At 61.2% G+C, this 14,574-nt stretch carries 12 protein-coding genes, 2 tRNA genes and 1 riboswitch; of the genes, 13 read left to right on the top strand and 1 reads right to left on the bottom strand.

Features of this window, described 5'->3' with window-relative positions; genetic code table 11:
* Positions 1-28: 28 nt before the first annotated feature.
* The 7 genes from AC07VV_RS20995 (at position 29) to astE (ending at position 7,739) form a co-directional block, all read left to right on the top strand.
* Positions 29-1,249: an aspartate aminotransferase family protein gene (locus AC07VV_RS20995; RefSeq protein ID WP_096818105.1), complete on the top strand. Its 1,221-nt coding sequence runs from the start codon at positions 29-31 to the stop codon at positions 1,247-1,249.
* Between the two features lie 131 nt (positions 1,250-1,380).
* Positions 1,381-2,400 (top strand): arginine/ornithine succinyltransferase subunit alpha, encoded by a 1,020-nt coding sequence (aruF, locus tag AC07VV_RS20990; RefSeq protein ID WP_096818103.1) that lies wholly within the window; start codon positions 1,381-1,383, stop codon positions 2,398-2,400.
* Between the two features lie 51 nt (positions 2,401-2,451).
* Entirely contained in the window at positions 2,452-3,477 is a 1,026-nt protein-coding gene (astA, locus tag AC07VV_RS20985) for an arginine N-succinyltransferase (protein ID WP_027612638.1), read from the top strand.
* The gene (gene astD / locus AC07VV_RS20980; RefSeq protein ID WP_173861371.1) at positions 3,474-4,943 is read left to right on the top strand and encodes a succinylglutamate-semialdehyde dehydrogenase; all 1,470 of its coding nucleotides are present in this window, start codon (positions 3,474-3,476) and stop codon (positions 4,941-4,943) included. Before astA ends, astD begins: the two co-directional genes overlap by 4 nt.
* A gap of 73 nt (positions 4,944-5,016) precedes the next feature.
* Positions 5,017-6,363, top strand: a complete 1,347-nt coding sequence (gene astB / locus AC07VV_RS20975; protein WP_495037366.1) for an N-succinylarginine dihydrolase — start codon at positions 5,017-5,019, stop codon at positions 6,361-6,363.
* Positions 6,364-6,425: 62 nt separating this feature from the next.
* Positions 6,426-6,716, top strand: coding sequence for a topoisomerase II (locus AC07VV_RS20970; RefSeq protein ID WP_192558776.1), 291 nt, complete (start codon positions 6,426-6,428; stop codon positions 6,714-6,716).
* Between the two features lie 12 nt (positions 6,717-6,728).
* Positions 6,729-7,739 (top strand): succinylglutamate desuccinylase, encoded by a 1,011-nt coding sequence (gene astE / locus AC07VV_RS20965; RefSeq protein WP_495037365.1) that lies wholly within the window; start codon positions 6,729-6,731, stop codon positions 7,737-7,739.
* Positions 7,740-7,784: 45 nt separating this feature from the next.
* Here astE and AC07VV_RS20960 read toward each other — a convergent pair whose 3' ends face one another.
* Positions 7,785-8,294, bottom strand: coding sequence for a 6,7-dimethyl-8-ribityllumazine synthase (locus tag AC07VV_RS20960; protein WP_011335530.1), 510 nt, complete (start codon positions 8,292-8,294; stop codon positions 7,785-7,787).
* Between the two features lie 102 nt (positions 8,295-8,396).
* Positions 8,397-8,568, bottom strand: a riboswitch (FMN riboswitch).
* A gap of 197 nt (positions 8,569-8,765) precedes the next feature.
* Between AC07VV_RS20960 and ltaE the strand changes: the two genes are divergently transcribed.
* The 6 genes from ltaE to AC07VV_RS20930 all read left to right on the top strand — a co-directional run bounded on the left by ltaE (position 8,766) and on the right by AC07VV_RS20930 (position 14,574).
* Entirely contained in the window at positions 8,766-9,770 is a 1,005-nt protein-coding gene (gene ltaE / locus AC07VV_RS20955; protein WP_495037364.1) for a low-specificity L-threonine aldolase, read from the top strand.
* Between the two features lie 146 nt (positions 9,771-9,916).
* Entirely contained in the window at positions 9,917-12,535 is a 2,619-nt protein-coding gene (gene alaS, locus AC07VV_RS20950; protein ID WP_495037363.1) for an alanine--tRNA ligase, read from the top strand.
* A gap of 90 nt (positions 12,536-12,625) precedes the next feature.
* Positions 12,626-13,867, top strand: coding sequence for an aspartate kinase (locus tag AC07VV_RS20945; protein WP_096818090.1), 1,242 nt, complete (start codon positions 12,626-12,628; stop codon positions 13,865-13,867).
* A 187-nt stretch (positions 13,868-14,054) separates the two neighbouring features.
* Positions 14,055-14,243, top strand: a complete 189-nt coding sequence (gene csrA, locus AC07VV_RS20940; RefSeq protein WP_002554426.1) for a carbon storage regulator CsrA — start codon at positions 14,055-14,057, stop codon at positions 14,241-14,243.
* Between the two features lie 62 nt (positions 14,244-14,305).
* Positions 14,306-14,396, top strand: a tRNA-Ser gene (locus AC07VV_RS20935).
* Between the two features lie 107 nt (positions 14,397-14,503).
* Positions 14,504-14,574: transfer RNA gene (locus tag AC07VV_RS20930), tRNA-Arg, on the top strand.

Here is a 14,574-nt window from a genome sequence, read left to right as displayed (position 1 = left end):
GGCGGGTGGCCCTCATCAGGAGACTCCGATGTCCGTTGAGCACGCTGCGGTACAACGCGCCGATTTCGACCAGGTTATGGTTCCCAACTACGCGCCTGCCGCTTTCATTCCGGTGCGTGGCGCCGGTTCCCGCGTCTGGGACCAGGCCGGCCGCGAGCTGATCGACTTCGCCGGCGGCATCGCCGTCAACGTATTGGGTCACGCGCATCCGGCGCTGGTCGGTGCCTTGACCGAGCAAGCGAACAAGCTGTGGCACGTTTCCAACGTGTTCACCAACGAACCGGCCCTGCGTCTGGCGCACAAGCTGATCGACGCCACGTTTGCCGAGCGCGTGTTCTTCTGCAACTCCGGCGCCGAAGCCAACGAGGCCGCTTTCAAGCTGGCCCGTCGCGTTGCGTTTGATCGTTTCGGCACCGAGAAGTACGAAATCATCGCCGCGCTCAACAGCTTCCACGGCCGCACCCTGTTCACCGTGAACGTCGGTGGCCAGTCGAAGTACTCCGACGGTTTCGGCCCGAAAATCACCGGCATCACCCACGTGCCGTACAACGATCTGGCGGCACTGAAAGCCGCTGTTTCGGACAAGACCTGCGCGGTCGTTCTGGAACCGATCCAGGGCGAGGGCGGCGTACTGCCGGCCGAGCTGGCTTACCTGCAAGGTGCCCGTGAACTGTGCGACGCGAACAACGCGCTGCTGGTGTTCGACGAAGTGCAGACCGGCATGGGCCGCACCGGCAACCTGTTCGCCTACCAGCATTACGGTGTGGTTCCGGACATCCTGACCAGCGCCAAGAGCCTGGGCGGCGGTTTCCCGATCGCCGCGATGCTGACCACTGAAGCGCTGGCCAAACATCTGGTTGTCGGCACTCACGGCACCACTTACGGCGGCAACCCGCTGGCATGCGCCGTAGCCGAAGCGGTGATCGACGTGATCAACACCCCTGAGGTGCTGAACGGCGTCAACGCCAAGCACGACAAGTTCAAGACCCGCCTGCAACAGATCGGCGAGAAGTACGGCCTGTTCACCCAGGTGCGTGGCCTCGGTCTGCTGATCGGTTGCGTGCTGAGCGATGCCTGGAAAGGCAAGGCCAAGGACATCTTCAACGCCGCTGAAAAAGAAGGCCTGATGATTCTGCAGGCGGGTCCGGACGTGATCCGTTTCGCCCCGAGCCTGGTGGTTGAGGACGCGGATATCGACGCTGGTCTGGATCGCTTCGAACGTGCTGCGGCGAAACTGACGCAAGCCTGATTCATGCAAGACCGCCCGGCGCCTGTCGTCATCGACAGGCGCCGGGACAAATTTCCTGTGCCGGGCCTGCCCGGCATTTTTTTCCCGAGTCGGCGCTTTCGCCGACCTGAAGTAGAGAAAGGAGTGACACCATGCTGGTGATGCGCCCCGCGCAAATGGCTGATCTGGGCGAGGTACAGCGTCTGGCTGCGGACAGCCCGATTGGTGTCACTTCCTTGCCGGATGACGTAGAACGCCTGAGCGACAAGATCGCCGCGAGCGAAGCCTCGTTTGCTGCCGAAGTGAGTTTCAACGGTGAAGAGAGTTACTTCTTCGTCCTCGAAGACACCGCCACCGGCAAACTGGTGGGCTGCTCGGCGATCGTCGCGTCGGCCGGTTATTCCGAGCCGTTCTATAGCTTTCGCAACGAGACCTTCGTGCACGCCTCCCGCGAGCTGAAGATCCACAACAAGATTCACGTGCTCTCGCAATGCCACGACCTGACCGGCAACAGCTTGCTGACCAGTTTCTACGTGCAGCGCGAGCTGGTGGGTTCGCCGTTCTCGGAGCTCAACTCCCGGGGCCGTCTGTTGTTCGTCGCCAGCCACCCGGAGCGTTTCGCCGATTCGGTGGTGACCGAGATCGTCGGTTACAGCGACGAAAACGGCGACTCGCCTTTCTGGGACGCTATCGGTCGCAACTTCTTCGACTTGAACTACGCCGAGGCCGAGCGTCTGTGTGGCCTGAAAAGCCGCACGTTCCTCGCCGAGCTGATGCCGCATTACCCGATCTACGTGCCGCTGCTGCCGGACTCCGCTCAGGAAGCGATGGGCCAGGTGCACCCGCGTGCGCAGATCACCTTCGACATCCTGATGCGCGAAGGCTTCGAGACCGATCACTACATCGACATTTTCGACGGTGGTCCGACCCTGCATGCGCGTGTTTCGGGGATCCGTTCGATCGCCCAGAGCCGTGTGGTGCCGGTGAAGATCGGTGAGCCGGTCAAAGGTGCCGGGCGCCAGTATCTGGTGGCCAATGCCCAGTTGCAGGATTACCGCGCGGTATTGCTGGAACTGGACTACGCGCCGGGCAAACCGGTGACCCTGGATCTGGAAGCGGCCGAAGCCCTGGGCGTCGGTGAAGGTGCCAGCGTGCGCCTGGTGGCGGTTTAACGCCTTAGCGAGTTTCACGGGTGGCCACGGCGGCCCGTTTGAGGAGATAGCATGATTGTTCGTCCCGTACGCAGCAGCGATTTATCCGCTCTGATCGACCTGGCCCGCAGCACCGGTACCGGCCTGACCACCTTGCCGGCCAACGAAGAGCGCCTGACCCACCGGGTCGGCTGGGCCGAGAAGACCTTTCGCGGTGAAGCCGGCCGTGGCGACGCGGACTACCTGTTCGTGCTCGAAGACGACAACGGTCGCGTGGTGGGGATCTCCGCCATCGCCGGCGCCGTCGGCCTGCGCGAGCCTTGGTACAACTTCCGCGTCGGCCTGACCGTCAGCGCCTCGCAGGAGCTGAACATCTATCGCGAGATCCCGACGCTGTTCCTGGCTAATGACCTGACCGGCAACTCCGAGCTGTGCTCGCTGTTCCTGCACGCCGACTACCGCACCGGTCTCAACGGTCGCATGCTGTCCAAGGCGCGGATGCTGTTCATCGCCGAGTTCCCGGAACTGTTCGGCAACAAGATCATCGCCGAGATGCGCGGTGTATCCGATGAAGCCGGTCGTTCGCCGTTCTGGGAGAGCCTGGGCCGTCACTTCTTCAAGATGGAATTCAGCCAGGCCGATTACCTGACCGGCGTCGGTAACAAGGCATTCATCGCCGAACTGATGCCGAAATTCCCGCTGTACACCTGCTTCCTGTCGCCGGACGCGCGCAACGTCATCGGTCAGGTGCACCCGGACACCGAGCCGGCGCTGGCGATGCTCAAGAGCGAAGGCTTCAGCTATCAGGGTTACGTCGACATCTTCGACGCCGGCCCGGCCATCGAGTGCGAGACCAGCAAGATCCGCGCAGTGCGTGACAGCGAGGCGCTGGTGCTGGCCATTGGCACGCCGGGCGACGACGCCACGCCGTTCATCATCCATAACCGCAAACGCGAAGACTGCCGCATCACGGCTGCACCGGCCCGTCTGGCCGCCGGCACCCTGGTGGTCGATCCGCTGACCGCCAAACGTCTTCAACTCAACGCTGGCGATCAGGTTCGCGCCGTGGCGTTGTCCGCTGCCCGGGAGTCGAAATAATGAATTCGCTATACATCGCAGGTGAGTGGCTGGCCGGTCAGGGCGAGGCCTTTCAATCGCTGAACCCGGTGACCCAGCAAGTGCTGTGGTCGGGGGAGGGCGCCACCGCCGCTCAGGTCGAATCCGCCGTGCAAGCTGCGCGTCAGGCGTTCCCGGGCTGGGCCCGTCGTACCCTGGAAGAGCGCATCAGTGTGCTCGAAGCTTTCGCCGCCGCGCTGAAAAACCACGCCGACGAGTTGGCCCGCACCATCGGTGAGGAAACCGGCAAACCGCTGTGGGAAGCTGCGACCGAAGTCACCAGCATGGTCAACAAGATCGCGATCTCGGTGCAAAGCTACCGTGAACGCACCGGCGAGAAGAGCGGCCCGCTGGGCGACGCCACCGCCGTATTGCGCCACAAGCCGCACGGCGTGGTGGCGGTGTTCGGCCCTTACAACTTCCCCGGCCATTTGCCGAACGGCCACATCGTGCCGGCGCTGCTGGCCGGTAACAGCGTGCTGTTCAAGCCAAGCGAGCTGACGCCGAAAGTCGCCGAGCTGACGGTCAAGTGCTGGATCGAAGCCGGCTTGCCGGCCGGTGTGCTGAATTTGCTGCAAGGCGCCCGTGAAACCGGTATCGCGCTGGCGGCGAACCCGGGCATCGACGGTCTGTTCTTCACCGGTTCCAGCCGTACCGGCAATCATCTGCATCAGCAGTTCGCCGGTCGTCCGGACAAGATCCTGGCGCTGGAAATGGGCGGCAACAACCCGCTGGTGGTCGATCAGGTCGCTGATCTTGATGCGGCGGTGTACACGATCATTCAGTCGGCGTTCATTTCTGCCGGTCAGCGTTGCACTTGCGCCCGTCGTCTGCTGGTGCCGCAAGGCGCGTGGGGCGACAGCCTGCTCAAGCGTCTGGTGGACGTCAGCTCGACCATCGAAGTCGGTGCGTTCGATCAGCAACCGGCCCCATTCATGGGTTCGGTGGTTTCCCTCGGCGCTGCGAAAGCGTTGATGGATGCCCAGGCGCATCTGCTGGCTAACGGCGCGGTGTCGCTGCTGGCAATGACTCAGCCACAGGCGCAGTCGGCGCTGCTGACCCCGGGCATCGTTGATGTGACGGCGGTTGCCGATCGCTCCGACGAAGAACTGTTCGGCCCGTTGCTGCAAGTGATCCGCTACGCCGATTTCGCGGCGGCGATTGCCGAAGCCAACGACACCGCGTTTGGTCTGGCCGCTGGCCTGCTGTCGGATTCCGAAGAGCGCTACCAGCAGTTCTGGCTGGAAAGCCGTGCCGGTATCGTCAACTGGAACAAACAGCTGACGGGTGCTGCGAGCAGCGCGCCGTTCGGCGGTGTCGGCGCTTCAGGCAACCACCGCGCCAGTGCCTACTACGCGGCGGATTACTGCGCGTACCCGGTGGCCTCGCTGGAAACCCCGAGCCTGGTGATGCCGGCGGCCCTGACGCCTGGCGTGAAGATGGCGTGAGGCGCGTCGCGCCTCGATTGCACTCGATTGTTATTTGATGCCTATAAAAACAGATTCTCGTGGAGCCTCGCTGATGAAATCCTATGAAGTCAATTTTGACGGTCTAGTGGGGCCGACCCATAACTACGGTGGTCTGTCCTACGGCAACGTTGCGTCCCAGAGCAACAGCCAGCAGTCCTCGAATCCGAAGGAGGCGGCGCTGCAAGGCCTGGCGAAAATGAAAGCGCTGATGGAAATGGGCTTTCAGCAGGGCGTTCTCGCACCGCAGGAGCGTCCGGACGTGGCTGCTCTGCGCCGTCTGGGTTTCAGCGGCACCGACGCCCAGGTCATCGAGCGCGCCGCGAAAGACGCGATGCCGCTGCTGGTCGCCAGTTGCTCGGCGTCGAGCATGTGGGTGGCCAACGCCGCCACGGTCAGCCCGAGTGCCGACACCGCTGACGGTCGCGTGCATTTCACCGCCGCCAACCTCAATTGCAAATATCACCGCAGCATCGAGCACCCGACCACCAGCCGTGTGCTGGGTGCGATGTTCGCCGATCAACAGCACTTCGCTCACCACGCGGCATTGCCGGCGGTCGCGCAGTTCGGTGACGAGGGCGCAGCGAACCACACGCGTTTCTGCCGTGAGTATGGCGAGGCTGGCGTCGAGTTCTTCGTGTTCGGTCGCAGTGCGTTCGACACCCGTTACCCGGCGCCGCAGAAATACCCTGCGCGCCAGACCCTCGAAGCGTCGCAAGCAGTCGCTCGTCTGCACGGCCTGCGTGACGACGGCGTGGTCTACGCGCAGCAGAATCCGGCGGTGATCGATCAGGGCGTGTTCCACAACGACGTGATCGCGGTGGGCAACGGCGAGGTGCTGTTCTATCACGAGGACGCGTTCCTCGACACCGAGCAGATGCTGGCCGAGTTGCAAACCAAGCTGGCCAAGGTCGGCGGCAAGTTCCAGTCGGTCTGCGTGCCACGCTCGGCGGTCACCGTGGACGACGCGGTGCGTTCCTACCTGTTCAACAGCCAGTTGCTGTCGCGCCCTGACGGTTCGATGCTGCTGATCGTGCCGGAAGAGTGCCGTGGCAACGAGCGCGTGTGGAACTACCTGCAAGGCCTGACCAGCTCCGGCGGCCTGATCCGCGAAGTGAAAGTCTTCGACCTCAAGCAAAGCATGCAGAACGGCGGTGGCCCGGCGTGCCTGCGACTGCGTGTCGCGCTCAACGAAACCGAGCTGGCGGCCGTCAACCCAGGGGTTATCATGACCGCCCCGTTGTACGGTTCGTTGACCGCATGGGTTGAAAAGCACTACCGCGACCGCCTGAGCGAAAGCGATCTGGCGGACCCGCAATTGCTGCTTGAATGCCGGACGGCACTGGATGAACTGACGCAAATCCTTAAACTGGGCGCGGTTTATCCATTCCAGATCAATTGATGGCCGGCGCGCCGCCTGAACGCGGCGCGCGGCTTGTCACCCCAACAGAGCGTAAAAAAGACATGAGCGATTCCCTGCGGCTGATCCTTGAAGACACCGACGGCAAGCAACTGGAAACTTCCTGCACCCGCGTCGCGGTCATGTGGCAAGGCAAAGAGCTGTGGATCCAGCAGGACGGCCGTGGCCAACTGTTGATCGGCGTGGACGTCGAAGAAGGCGATGCTGAATACGCCAACCTGCTGTTGCGCCCATTGGCGACTAATCTGGTAAGTCTGCAACTGGAGATGGAACCGGCTGACCTCGGCGACGATGACGGTCACGTGCACGGCCCGGATTGCAACCACGACCACTAAGGAAACCGCTCTATGCTCGCCCTCGGCAAACTGCTTGAACTGACCCTCGCCGGCCGCGAACCGGCGGAGAAGACTCAACTGACTGTCGAAGGCGTGCGCATGCGCTGGTTGAGCGAGGGTGCGCTGGAAGTCCGGCCACCCGAAGCACGCGACAATGGCCTGGATCTGCTGCTGTCGGCAGGGATCCACGGCAACGAAACGGCACCGATCGAATTGCTCGACCGGTTGCTGCATGACATCGCCCGCGGCGACTTGAAGCCGCGCGCACGCATTCTGTTCCTGTTCGGCAATCCGGAAGCGATTCGCAAGGGCGAGCGTTTCATCGAGCAGGACGTCAATCGGCTGTTCAACGGCCGTCACGAACAAAGCAGCGGATCCGAAGCCCTGCGCGCCTGCGAGCTGGAGCGCCTGGCGGCGAGCTTCTTCAGCGTGCCGGATCGCCAGCGTCTGCACTACGACCTGCACACGGCGATTCGCGGTTCGAAGATCGAGCAGTTCGCCCTGTATCCGTGGAAGGAAGGTCGCCAGCATTCCCGTCTTGAGCTGGCCCGTCTGCGCGCGGCCGGCATGGAGGCGGTGCTGTTGCAGAACAAGCCGTCGATCGTGTTCAGTTCCTATACCTACGACAAGCTCGATGCCGAGTCCTTCACACTGGAACTGGGCAAGGCGCGGCCGTTCGGGCAGAACGCCGGGGTCAATGTGTCGCTGCTGGAAACCCGTCTGAAGCAGATCATCGAAGGCACCGAGCCGGAGATGGCAACAGAAGGCCTGGACGGTCTGCAACTGTTCAGCGTGGCCCGGGAAATCATCAAGCACAGCGATGCGTTCCGCCTGAACCTGCCGGCGGACATCGAAAACTTTTCGGAACTGGATGTGGGTTATGTGCTGGCCGAAGACCTGGCCAATACCCGCTGGATCATCGAGGAGCAGGGCGCGCGGATCATCTTCCCCAATCCCAAGGTCAAGAACGGCCTGCGGGCGGGCATTTTGATTGTGCCGACCACTGACGCGCAGTTGGCCTGACACTGAATCTCCCCCGCGCGGCGCACGGGGGAGATCGTTATTGCATCAGACCGCTACGGCGCGCGGCTCGGTGCGGCGCAACGCACGCACTTTCTGCAGCGTATCCGCGCAAGTCTTCGCCGCTTCCTGACCCTTGTGCACGAAATGCTCGAAGAAGAACTTCTGGTGTTCTTCGCCGGCATGGAAGTGGTGCGGGGTCAGCGATACCGAGAACACCGGCACTTCGGTTTCCAGCTGAACCTGCATCAGGCCGCTGACGACCGACTGGGCGACGAATTCGTGACGGTAGATCCCGCCGTCCACCACCAGGGCGGCCGCGACGATACCGGCATAACGGCCGGTCTTGGCCAGCAGCTTGGCGTGCAGAGGCATTTCAAAGGCGCCGCCGACTTCGAAGAAATCGATGTCCGATTCCTGATAGCCCTGGGCGATCATTTCGGCGAGGAAGCCTTTACGGCTCTGGTCGACGATTTCCTTGTGCCAGCAGGCCTGGATGAACGCGACACGCTCGCCGTGAGTGTGTTTGCTTTTGCTGTCGATAGCGGTGGGTTGCATGTTCTGACTCCTGTTTGTGTGAAAAACAGGGCGTTATGAATCGAAAGGGATTCAAGGGTACGCACGCTCGCGCGAACACGGCGGACGGCCCTTTGGCGTCAATCCCGTTCTCTCTTCATCCGGACTATGACCGTCGGCCCCGGAATCACACCGGGTCTGCTGACCTTGCCGCCGCTCACGGTTTTTGCCGTGCTCGTCACCAAGCGCTCGCGGGCTATGCGCATTGCGCGCAATTACCGCCGGTGGGGAATTGCACCCCGCCCTGAGAACGTTTCGCCACCCTTTATCGGGCGGCGCAGCGTTTTTATCACAGATCGGTGGGCTGTGCATTGCGCCTTTGTGATGATTGCCATCGGATTTTTCGAAGCGTGGAAACGACTTTTCCTTGCGCGAGGGTTGATTAATCCGCGCCATGCCCGCAGTAATTCCTCTTCGAAAAGGGATTTCCCCTGCTGACCAGAGGCCAGGTTCATGAGCGTTATCGATCTTCGCAGCGACACCGTCACCCAACCGACTCCCGCCATGCTCGACGCGATGACCGCTGCGGCCACCGGTGACGATGTGTATGGCGAAGATCCGACGGTCAATCGTCTGGAAACCGAACTGGCAAAACGGCTGGGTTTTGCTGCGGCGCTGTTCGTCCCGACGGGCACCATGAGCAATCTGCTGGGCTTGATGGCGCATTGCGAACGCGGTGACGAGTACATCGTCGGTCAGCAGGCGCACACCTACAAGTACGAGGGCGGTGGCGCAGCGGTACTCGGTTCGATCCAGCCGCAGCCGCTGGAAGTGCAGGCCGATGGCTCGCTGGACCTGGATCAGGTGGCGGCGGCGATCAAGCCTGACGACTTCCACTTCGCCCGCACCCGTCTGCTGGCGCTGGAAAACACCATGCAAGGCAAAGTGCTGCCGCTGGAGTATCTGGCCCGGGCCCGTCAGTTCACCCAGGACAATGGTCTGCAACTGCATCTGGATGGTGCGCGGCTGTACAACGCGGCGGTCAAGCTAGGGGTCGATGCGCGGGAAATCACGCAACACTTCGATTCGGTGTCGGTGTGCCTGTCCAAAGGCCTCGGCGCACCGGTCGGCTCGGTGCTTTGCGGTTCGGTCGAGTTGATCGGCAAGGCGCGGCGCCTGCGCAAGATGGTCGGCGGCGGCATGCGTCAGGCCGGGTTATTGGCGGCGGCGGGGCTGTACGCGCTGGATCACAACGTCGAGCGCCTGGCGGATGACCATGCCAACGCGCAGTTTCTGGCCGAAGGCTTGCGTGCGGCCGGTTTCACCGTCGAGCCGGTGCAGACCAACATGGTTTACGTGCAGATGGGCGACCGTGCCGAGGCGATCAAGGCGTTTGCCGCCGAGCGCGGGATCAAATTGAGCGCTGCCGCCCGTCTGCGGATGGTCACGCACATGGACGTCAATCGTTCGCAAATCGAGCAAGTGATCGCGACATTCGTCGAGTTTTCGCGCAAGTGACAGCGTTAGCCCCTCAATTGACCGTTTCTATCGTATAAACACGCTGTACCCCGCGCGCAGGGCCGATATAATGCGGCCCTTTGCCGTCGTTTCGTCTGTTGACGTTTCGTACAGGCCTTTGGCCGCAGCCTCCGTGGAAGAACCTAATGAAAAGCGCAGAAATCCGTGAAGCCTTCCTTCGCTTCTTCGAAGAGCAAGGCCACACCCGTGTAGCCTCCAGCTCTTTGATTCCGGGCAACGACCCAACCCTGCTGTTCACCAACGCGGGGATGAACCAGTTCAAGGACTGCTTCCTGGGCCAGGAAAAGCGCGCGTACACCCGTGCGACCAGCAGCCAGAAATGCGTGCGTGCCGGTGGCAAGAACAGCGACCTGGAAAACGTCGGTTATACCGCCCGTCACCACACCTTCTTCGAAATGCTGGGCAACTTCAGCTTCGGTGACTATTTCAAGCACGACGCGATTACCTTCGCCTGGACGTTCCTGACCGGTGTCCTGAAACTGCCGAAGGAAAAACTCTGGGTCACCGTCTACGCCTCCGACGACGAAGCGTATGACATCTGGACCCAACAAGTCGGTGTGCCGGTCGAGCGCATGATCCGCATCGGCGACAACAAAGGCGCGCCTTACGCATCCGACAACTTCTGGACCATGGGCGATACCGGCCCGTGCGGCCCATGCACCGAGATTTTCTACGATCACGGCGACCACATCTGGGGCGGCCCACCGGGTTCGCCGGAAGAAGACGGCGACCGTTACATCGAGATCTGGAACAACGTGTTCATGCAGTTCAACCGCACCGCCGACGGCGTGTTGCATCCGTTGCCAGCGCCGTCGGTGGATACCGGCATGGGCCTGGAGCGGATCAGTGCGGTGATGCAGCACGTCAATTCCAACTACGACATCGACCTGTTCAAGAACCTGTTGAAAGCTTCGGCTGAGGCAATCGGTTGTGAAAATGGCGACCAGTCTTCGCTCAAGGTTGTTTCCGACCACATTCGTTCGTGCGGTTTCCTGATCGCCGACGGCGTGCTGCCGTCCAACGAAGGCCGTGGCTACGTGCTGCGCCGGATCATCCGTCGTGCCTGCCGTCACGGTAACAAGCTGGGCGCCACTGGCAGCTTCTTCTACAAGATCGTTGCAGCGCTGGTCGCCGAGATGGGCGAAGCGTTCCCGGAACTGAAGAAGCAGCAATCGAACATCGAACGCGTGCTCAAGGCCGAGGAAGAGCAGTTCTCGAAGACTCTGGATCACGGCTTGAAGATCCTCGAGCAGGATCTGCTGGAACTCAAAGGCACCGTGGTGCCGGGTGACGTGGTGTTCAAACTCTACGACACCTACGGTTTCCCGATGGACCTGACCGCGGACATCGCTCGCGAGCGCAGCCTGACCATCGACGAAGTCGGTTTCGAACGCGAGATGGAAGCCCAGCGTGTTCGTGCACGTTCGGCCAGTTCGTTCGGTCTGGACTACAACACGCTGGTCAAGGTTGATGTGGCCACCGAGTTCACCGGTTACACCGACACCAGCGGTTCGGCGAAAATTGTCGCTATCTATAAAGATGGCCAGTCGGTCGACGTCTTGAATGAAGGCGAAGAGGCGGTGATCGTTCTGAATCGGACGCCGTTCTACGCTGAATCCGGCGGCCAGGTGGGCGACTGCGGTTATCTGCAGGCCGGCAACAGCCGTTTCGACGTGCGCGACACCACCAAGACCGGCGGCGCGTTCCTGCACCACGGTGTGCTGGCGTCCGGCAGCCTGCTCATCGGCGCACCAGTGGAAGCCCACGTGGATGCCGAAGTACGTCATGCGACTTCGTTGAACCACTCGGCCACCCACTTGCTGCACGCTGCATTGCGTCAGGTGCTGGGTGAGCATGTTCAACAGAAAGGTTCGTTGGTTGATAGCCAGCGCCTGCGTTTCGACTTCAGCCACTTTGAAGCGATCAAGCCTGAGCAAATCAAAGCGCTGGAAGACATCGTCAACGCCGAGATCCGCAAGAACTCCGCCGTTGAAACCGAAGAAACCGACATCGAAACCGCCAAGCAGAAAGGCGCGATGGCGCTGTTCGGCGAGAAGTACGGCGACAACGTGCGCGTGCTGAGCATGGGCGGTGATTTCTCCGTCGAGCTGTGCGGCGGTATCCACGCCAACCGTACCGGCGACATCGGCCTGCTGAAAATCATCAGCGAAGGCGGTGTGGCATCGGGTGTGCGTCGTATCGAAGCGGTCACCGGCGCTGCGGCGCTGGCCTACTTGAACGCGGCGGAAGAACAACTCAAGGAAGCGGCCAGCCTGGTCAAGGGCAGCCGCGACAACCTGATCGACAAGCTGTCGGCTGTGCTGGAGCGCAACCGTGCGCTTGAAAAGCAGCTCGAGCAGTTGCAGGCCAAGGCAGCCGCCGCTGCCGGCGACGATCTGTCGGCCTCGGCCGTGGACGTCAAGGGCGTGAAGGTCCTGGCCGTGCGTCTGGATGGTCAGGACGGCAAGGCGCTGCTGGCGCTGGTCGATCAGCTGAAAAACAAACTCGGTCGCGCAGTGATCCTGCTCGGCAGTGTCCATGAGGAAAAGGTCGTACTGGTTGCAGGTGTGACCAAGGACCTGACTGGCCAACTCAAAGCCGGTGATTTGATGAAACAGGCTGCTGCGGCAGTGGGCGGGAAGGGCGGTGGTCGTCCGGACATGGCGCAGGGCGGCGGTGTCGACGCCGGCGCACTGGATGGCGCACTGGCGCTGACCGTTCCATTCGTCGAGCAGGGTTTATAAGACGGCCCGTCGGGCCCGCAGTCTAGTGGCGGGCCCGGCGGCTGTTTGAGTGATTATTGGGCGCCCTTCATGGGCAGAGGCGGCTTTGAAATGGCTTTGATCGTACAGAAATTTGGAGGCACCTCGGTCGGCACTGTCGAGAGAATCGAGCAGGTCGCCGACAAGGTTAAGAAATTCCGCGATGCCGGCGATGACCTGGTGGTTGTGCTGTCTGCAATGAGCGGCGAAACCAACCGTCTGATCGATCTGGCCAAGCAAATCAGTGGCGAAGATCAACCGGTTCCGCGTGAACTGGACGTGATCGTTTCCACCGGTGAGCAGGTGACGATTGCCCTGTTGGCCATGGCGCTGATCAAGCGTGGTGTGCCGGCGGTGTCGTACACCGGTAATCAGGTGCGGATCCTGACGGACAGTGCGCACAATAAAGCGCGTATCTTGCAGATTGATGACCAGAAGATTCGCGGCGACCTGAAGGCTGGCCGCGTGGTTGTGGTTGCAGGTTTCCAGGGCGTCGACGAGCACGGCAACATCACGACCCTGGGTCGTGGTGGTTCCGACACCACTGGTGTGGCGCTTGCCGCTGCGTTGAAGGCGGACGAATGCCAGATCTACACCGACGTCGATGGTGTCTACACCACCGATCCGCGTGTGGTATCGGTCGCTCAGCGTCTGGACAAGATCACCTTCGAAGAGATGCTGGAAATGGCCAGCCTCGGTTCCAAGGTGCTGCAGATCCGCGCGGTGGAGTTCGCCGGCAAGTACAACGTTCCGCTGCGCGTACTGCACAGCTTCAAGGAGGGTCCGGGCACCCTCATTACTATTGATGAAGAGGAAACCATGGAACAGCCGATCATTTCCGGCATCGCTTTCAACCGCGATGAAGCCAAGCTGACCATCCGTGGCGTGCCAGACACCCCGGGCGTGGCGTTCAAGATTCTCGGCCCGATCAGTGCCGCGAACATCGAAGTCGACATGATCGTGCAGAACGTCGCGCACGATAACACCACCGACTTCACCTTCACCGTGCACCGCAACGACTACCAGGCCGCACAGACCGTGCTGGAAAACACCGCTCGCGAGATCGGTGCCCGTGAAGTCGTCGGCGACACCAAGATTGCCAAGGTCTCGATCGTCGGCGTCGGCATGCGTTCCCACGCAGGTGTGGCCAGCCGCATGTTTGAATCCCTGGCTAAGGAAAGCATCAACATCCAGATGATCTCGACTTCGGAAATCAAGGTTTCCGTCGTGATCGAAGAGAAGTACCTGGAACTGGCCGTGCGCGCCCTGCACACGGCTTTCGAACTGGACGCTCCGGCCCGTCAGGGCGAGTAATCCTGGTCAATGAAGGGCGCGGTCTGACCGCGCCCTTTATTTTTTGAATGGCGCGAGCCCTGAACTGTTCTTTTGCTCGCGCTGGTCAATACTCAGGCATGTAGGGCTACGATCGCTCCGGTTGTAGGTCGGGTGCCTTTTTTTTGCAGACTGTTGTCCCTGAAATGATTCGCGTGAGGAGAAAGGTATGCTGATTCTGACTCGTCGGTGCGCAGAAAGCCTGATTATCGGTGATGGCGAAATCACCGTGACCGTGCTCGGCGTCAAAGGAAATCAAGTGCGTATCGGCGTCAACGCCCCGAAAGAGGTGGCCGTGCACCGTGAGGAAATCTATCTGCGTATAAAGAAAGAGAAGGACGAAGAACCAAGCCATTAATTTTTATCGATTTTTATGTTTGCAAACGGGGAAAAGGTTGGTTAAGATACGCCCCGTGTTGCGGAGAGCTGGCCGAGTGGCCGAAGGCGCTCCCCTGCTAAGGGAGTACACCTCACAAGGGTGTCGGGGGTTCGAATCCCCCGTTCTCCGCCATTATTTGCTTAGTACGTTGTAATCTGGCTTTTTCTGTAAGTTGTTGAAATTAATAGAAAAAGTGGTTGGAATAGAGATTAGACGGGCTATAATGCGGCGCAACAAATGCACTCGTAGCTCAGCTGGATAGAGTACTCGGCTACGAACCGAGCGGTCACAGGTTCGAATCCTGTCGAGT

This window comes from Pseudomonas sp. GW821-FHT02C04 (genome assembly GCF_059421845.1).
The sequence above is the reverse complement of the archived record's forward strand: the minus strand, read 5'-3'. Positions and strand labels throughout refer to the sequence as shown.